At 37.6% G+C, this 6,000-nt stretch carries 6 protein-coding genes; 2 read left to right on the top strand and 4 right to left on the bottom strand.

The features are described from left to right. Nucleotides 1-115: 115 nt before the first annotated feature. Nucleotides 116-547: an FKBP-type peptidyl-prolyl cis-trans isomerase gene (locus BUW93_RS08775; RefSeq protein ID WP_081211212.1), complete on the top strand. Its 432-nt coding sequence runs from the start codon at nucleotides 116-118 to the stop codon at nucleotides 545-547. A 64-nt stretch (nucleotides 548-611) separates the two neighbouring features. Here BUW93_RS08775 and BUW93_RS14925 read toward each other — a convergent pair whose 3' ends face one another. The 4 genes from BUW93_RS14925 to BUW93_RS08790 form a co-directional block, all read right to left on the bottom strand. Then, nucleotides 612-785, bottom strand: coding sequence for a hypothetical protein (locus BUW93_RS14925; RefSeq protein ID WP_157893304.1), 174 nt, complete (start codon nucleotides 783-785; stop codon nucleotides 612-614). A gap of 79 nt (nucleotides 786-864) precedes the next feature. Continuing rightward, entirely contained in the window at nucleotides 865-1,548 is a 684-nt protein-coding gene (locus BUW93_RS08780) for an N-formylglutamate amidohydrolase (protein WP_081211214.1), read from the bottom strand. Then, nucleotides 1,545-2,765, bottom strand: coding sequence for a carboxylate-amine ligase (locus BUW93_RS08785; protein WP_081211216.1), 1,221 nt, complete (start codon nucleotides 2,763-2,765; stop codon nucleotides 1,545-1,547). Before BUW93_RS08785 ends, BUW93_RS08780 begins: the two co-directional genes overlap by 4 nt. 2 nt (nucleotides 2,766-2,767) lie before the next feature. Next, nucleotides 2,768-4,219, bottom strand: coding sequence for a RimK family protein (locus BUW93_RS08790; RefSeq protein WP_081211218.1), 1,452 nt, complete (start codon nucleotides 4,217-4,219; stop codon nucleotides 2,768-2,770). Nucleotides 4,220-4,408: 189 nt separating this feature from the next. On the opposite strand from BUW93_RS08790, the gene BUW93_RS08795 reads away from it, so the two are divergent. Further along, nucleotides 4,409-5,695, top strand: coding sequence for a dipeptidase (locus BUW93_RS08795; RefSeq protein ID WP_081211220.1), 1,287 nt, complete (start codon nucleotides 4,409-4,411; stop codon nucleotides 5,693-5,695). Nucleotides 5,696-6,000 lie beyond the last annotated feature (305 nt).

Consider the following 6,000-nt stretch of genomic DNA (forward strand, 5'->3'; position numbering starts at 1 on the left):
TTACCCAAGACCGGGGATTCTCCGGTGCTTAATTTGGGTTTCATTTTAATAACTGTACCTTTGCAGCTTTAAAAGGCTGAAAATTAGCCTATTTTTAAACTCGAAAAATATTATTATGAGTCAAGTAAAGCAAAATGATACGGTAAAGGTACATTACACCGGAAAACTAACTGACGGGCAGGTTTTTGACAGCTCTGTGGAGCGTGGAGAACCTATTGAGTTCACAATGGGACAGGGGCAGTTAATTCCAGGTTTTGAAAAAGGCCTTATCGATATGGAGGTTAACGAAAAGAAAACCATAAATATCCCGAAAGAAGAAGCTTACGGAGAGCCAAGAGAAGAACTTATCCAGGAAGTGCCAAAATCTCAGCTTCCTGAAGAGATCAAACCTGAAGTAGGAATGGGCCTTGTTTCTAAAAGCCCTGATGGTCAGGAAATGAACCTTGTAGTTAAAGAAGTAAAAGACGAATCTATCGTGGTAGACGGTAATCACCCTCTAGCCGGAAAAGATCTTGTTTTTGATCTTGAAGTAGTGGAGATCAAGTAATAATCAACACACTTTTATATAAAAAACCCCTGGAGTCTAAAGATTTCAGGGGTTTTATTATTCATCAATCGTCTACCAAATCTTTAAGTTCTTCGTAACTGGCATTGGTTTTAATCTGCAAGCCATTACTAAGCCCCACATGACACCCTGAATCTACCTGGAAGGCGATATACATTATTTGTTCCTTATTAAGATAGAAGATATCATCATTCAGGTCTTTGATTTCTATAAATTTCATCTTTTAAAAATTTATTCAATTTATGAAATATCAGGCAATTTTTGGAATTTTTAAATACGGAAAGTTTGCAATTTCGGTATTAATTTAAGGTCTTTTGAAGGGCATTAAAGACGGTATTTTTAAGTTTTAAACCCATCTTGTTATCCTTTACAAATTTCTGATTTACTTCCAGTTCAATTCCGGAATAATTCTCCGGAAATTTTCTTCTAAGGTATGTTGTAAAACCATCGGCCTTCCCCCGGTAAGGATAATTAAACCTTATTTTTAGCTTGGGATCTATGATCCTTAAGTTTGATCTTAAATCCTGGCAGAATACTTTCTCAGTTTTTCGCGAAGGATCGTAAAGCAAACCTATATCTGCATTTCGTAACCTGCCATTTAGAACAGGAGTAAAACTATGAATAGATAAATGTATAACCTGCTCCCCGCTTTCAATTAATTGTTTAATTTGCTTTTCAACTTCATTCCTGTATGGATTATACCAGGTGGTGATTATCTTATTTTTTTCTGCTGAAGAAAGTCCTTTGGTAAATTCAGAAAATAGATCAGGATGTCCAATAGACCGGTTCACCTCCACCAACAACCTACTAATGGCATAAGTGGCGCTAAAATCGCCCAAGGCTATAAGATCTTTAAAAAGATCTAATGCTCCGGGATCATATCCCCGGTGGCTATTAAGAATATCCCGGGCTTCCGGGAATAGATATCTGTAATTCCCGGGAATTTGATTAGATGCATGTTCGCAGGTAAAAACAATTTTCACATTTTAAATAATTGATTGCTCACCAGGCATTCTCCAAGTTGTTCATATACCTTTCTTATTTTTTCTTCTGAAAAATCATGATCGAGTTTCCTGAGAATTCTGGTTGAAAGGCTGCCATTTTCTAAAATATATTCGATGGTCTTCTGATGTTTAATGGATATCCGGGATTGTAATTTTTCGTATAATTTCTCCCAGATTTGTTGAACATTGGCTTCCTGTTTAATTCCGAAAATCTTTAAGTAGGCTTCGTTACTAATTTGTGTGGTTTCAGCATTTTCAATCACCGAATTAAAAATTTGAAAAAGTTCCTCCTCATGCCATTTCTTAAGTTCGTCTAAAGCAATTAATTCCCCATTTACAAGTAATTTCAAACTTTCAATAATCAAAACAGCTATTGCTATATCGGCGGCCGGGCACTCCTGAATATCTATTACCCGTATTTCTATTGCGTTTCTGTCAAATCTTGCAATGGCACCCCTGGAATTAAGAAAATGATGATCAAGAATATTTTCTGTATCGAAGGGTTTGATAGCCGCATTTATGGGTTTGAAAATTTTTTGATAGTAATCTGCCTTGGTAAAAACCTGCTCGGGAATTACTTTTCCCGTCATTTGCGGAATCTCTTTCTGATTGGTTTTATAGACTTCCAGGCGGGAATCTTTAAAACCTGTTGCTTTTCCTTCAAAAATTGGGGAACTCGCGCTTAAGCCGGGAATGATGGGTAGCAGGATTCTAACGGCTGCATGTAGTTTTCCAAATTCAGAATCATTATAAAATGGTAAATTAATATGCATACTTTGCACATTGCTCCATCCATGCCCGCTACAATCAAAAATACGGTTGTATAAGGCGTAGATCTTGCTATAAGTGTGCTTCCATAGCTGAGTTTGGGTTTTGGGTTGCATTAATGGATGAGAGGCAGATGGTAAAAGCAGCGTATTATATTCCTTAAGAAGAGCATTTATCTCCTGAATATTTTCAGCAAAAATCGCATCCAGATCTTCCATGTTGTTAGTTGGTCCATTGGTCTTTAATTCAAGCACATGGGCTACCAGCTCATTGCTCCATTCAATTTCACCATTATCAATATCAGCGGTTAAGCTGCCGTTTTTCTTAATGAAAAGCTGATCCACAATCGGGTTTACTTCCAGGCTTTCATTTTTTACCAACATATATTCCAGCTCAATCCCAAAAACTTCAAAGAGGTGATAATTCATGATTATTTTTTTTCAAGTCGGCTTTTAAAAGCACTTAGAATATCAGTATAAACCTGATCGCCATAATATCCATCTTCTACCCCGGTGTCTATATTTGGATTATCGTTTATTTCTATCACCAGAGCGCGGCCATTTATCTCTTTCACGTCTATTCCAAAAAGTCCTTTCCCCATTATTTTAGCTGATTTCAAGGCAGCATCCAATACTTTTTTGGGTATTTCTTCTATGGGTAAACTATCGGCATTACCGTCCTGGTTTTCCTTTTCGGCGGCGTTCCAGTTATAGATCTGCCAGTGATCTTTGGCCATATAATACCTACAGGCATAGAATGGTTTATCATCTAATATTCCAATACGCCAGTCGTATTCTGAAGGTAAGAATTCCTGAGCGATAACCAGATCAGACTTTTTAAGCATGGAAGTTACCATTTCCTGATATTCTTCGGCAGTAGAGGCTTTTTTCACACCAAAAGAGAAAGTCGAATCGGGAGATTTAAGTACCACAGGAAGCCCGGTAACTTCAACCACTGAATTTTTATTGTCCTTATGAACAATTACGGTTTTAGGGGTAGGAATTCCGGCATTTTGAAGGGCTTCAGCCATAAAAACCTTGTTACAGCATTTTAAAATCGCCTCGGGATAATCTATAATGGCAATTTCTTCCTGTTGGGCCTTTCGGGCAAAGGCATAAGCTTCGTTGTTCACCTCGGTACTTTGCCTTATAAATAATGCATCAAAAGCAGATAAACGGGAAAGGTCTTTAGGCGACACTACTTCTACATAAAAACCCATCTTTTCACCTATTTCGGTAAATTTTTTAATGGCTTTAGAATTACTAGGTGGTGCGGGATCCTCCGGATTAACCAGAATCGCCAGGTCATAATCGGCATTAACCGTACGCGGAGTATCATAGCGTTTTTTAGTAAAATACTGGGCAGCAAACTGCCGCATACTTTCTTTATGTTCTTCGGGAATTTCAGCTTCAGAAATTGCCTTTATATTTTTAATATTCCATTTGGTGGTAAAGTTAAATCGTACCCGTAGAAAGGGTATTTGGAAATGCCGGTGAAACATTGCACTGAGTTCCCGGTATTTTTGAGCAACGTTCTGCCCAAAATAAATGCTAAGGGTAAATTCCTGGGATTTAATGTTTTTTAAGCTTTTCTGAATGAGGTCATCAAATTCTTCGGAAACGATTTTTACCAGTTTTGGCTCTCGAAGATCCACCAGATTTGTTACTGTAGGAATTGCCAGGTGGCCCCGGGCTTCGGCTAAAAGAGAAACATAATATCCCCGGGACTGGTAGGAATAATCCTTGCAGAGATTAAATACCCGGGCTTTTTTAAACTTCGCATATTCCGGATTGGTTAAGTAAGCCTGAGCTGAAATTATTCGAATATTTTCAAGTTCCAGGTTCCAGGTTTCAGGCTGGTTAACCACAATAAATTTTTCCATCAATAAAATTAAATGAATACCAAATGTAGCTGAAAATCCTTTTGAAAATACAAAAATCAGGGCAAGCCAAAATTAAATAATTCTAATCTAAAAACCCGGTTACTAATATGATTCATAATCAGGGACTGTATATCTTATGCCTATTGAAAAAATATTCCTATTTTCAGCAATTATAAATCATATGCTCTCATGAAAATTTTTAAAACCTCTTTTTTATTGCTTTTTGGTGCCTTTAGTATACAGGCGCAGGACTACAAACAGGAAACACTGGATAAAGCCAAAAATATCCAGGATAAAATAATTACCATAGATACCCATGCCGATATCAACCTGAATAATTTCACCAACGAAAACAATTATACCATGGATCTGGACACCCAGGTGAATCTGCCTAAAATGGAAGCCGGTGGACTGGATGTAGCGTGGTTTATTGTTTACACCGGCCAGGAGGAGCTAAATGAAGAAGGTTTTCAGGCCGCGTATAATAATGCGATGCAGAAGTTTATTGCCATCCATAAACTGGTAAATGAACTTGCTCCTGATAAAATTGGGCTTGCAACAACTTCAGAAGAGGTTAGGCAAATACACGCCTCAGGTAAAAAGGTAGCGATGATCGGCGTTGAAAATGGCTATCCAATTGGAGAAGACATAGGAAACGTAAAGAAATTCTATGAGCTTGGCGCACGCTATATGTCTCTTTCTCACCAGGGCCACAGCCAACTTTGCGACTCGAATACCGGGGAAGAGAATGATGAATGGCTTCATAACGGGTTAAGTGACCTGGGTAAAAATGTTATCGCCGAAATGAATAAATACGGAATGATGATAGACGTGTCCCACCCCTCAAAGGAATCGATCAAACAAATGTTCGAAATTTCCAAGGCGCCCCTTATCGCTTCTCATTCTTCTGCACGGGAGCTATGTGATCACAGCAGAAATTTAGATGATGAATTGCTATTGCTTTTCAAAGAGCACGGCGGAGTTGTGCAAACTGTAGCTTTTAGTGGATACCTGGATATAGAAAAGAATAAAGCTTTTTCTGAAGCTTCGAAAAAAGTTTACGAGAAAAAGGCCGCAGAAATGAACTTCAAACTTCTGAAACGTGACAGTATCAAGAAGCTATCACCAAACGACAGAAGTATTTATTATGCTGAATTTCAAAAAATAAGAACTGCTGCACAAAGCGATATTGAACAACTTAAAGAGGAGATTGAACCAGTAGGGGTAAGCGATTTCGTTGATCATATAGACTATTTGGTTAATTTAATTGGTATTGATCACGTAGGGATCAGCTCTGATTTTGATGGTGGCGGTGGCATTGACGGATGGAACGATGCATCTGAAACCCTTAATGTAACTGCAGAACTCGTAAAAAGAGGTTATACCGAAGAAGAAATTGCTAAACTCTGGGGAGAAAACCTTCTAAGAGTTCTAGACCAGGTACAGGCCGTTGCTGAAGAAATTCAGAAAAGTTAAAATAACATTTTTTTAAAGCCTATATAAAAGCGAACCAATTGGTTCGCTTTTTTTATTAAACAGACACCTTCCCCCTTTTCTTTATTACTGAAAATCAAAGGAATAGTTAATTATGTGTTAAAATAGTACTATTTTATACATAGTACTGTAACAAAACAATAATTAAAAAGTCTATTAGGTAAAGAACAAAAACTTAGAAACGATGAAAACTTTCAAGACCACCCGCAGAGCATTTTTAAACACCGAGAAACAAAACAGCCGAAGCAGCTGGGATAACCAAAGACGTTATTTAAATTAATAATTAA

The organism is Salegentibacter sediminis (assembly GCF_002078605.1).
Taxonomy (GTDB): domain Bacteria; phylum Bacteroidota; class Bacteroidia; order Flavobacteriales; family Flavobacteriaceae; genus Salegentibacter; species Salegentibacter sediminis.

What these genes read in the sequence shown, in the direction of transcription:
- BUW93_RS08775 (WP_081211212.1), top strand. Translation starts at nt 116, where the DNA reads ATGAGTCAAGTAAAGCAAAATGATACGGTAAAGGTACATTACACCGGA.
- BUW93_RS14925 (WP_157893304.1), bottom strand. Translation starts at nt 785, where the DNA reads ATGAAATTTATAGAAATCAAAGACCTGAATGATGATATCTTCTATCTT.
- BUW93_RS08785 (WP_081211216.1), bottom strand. Translation starts at nt 2,765, where the DNA reads ATGAATTATCACCTCTTTGAAGTTTTTGGGATTGAGCTGGAATATATG.
- BUW93_RS08790 (WP_081211218.1), bottom strand. Translation starts at nt 4,219, where the DNA reads ATGGAAAAATTTATTGTGGTTAACCAGCCTGAAACCTGGAACCTGGAA.
- BUW93_RS08795 (WP_081211220.1), top strand. Translation starts at nt 4,409, where the DNA reads ATGAAAATTTTTAAAACCTCTTTTTTATTGCTTTTTGGTGCCTTTAGT.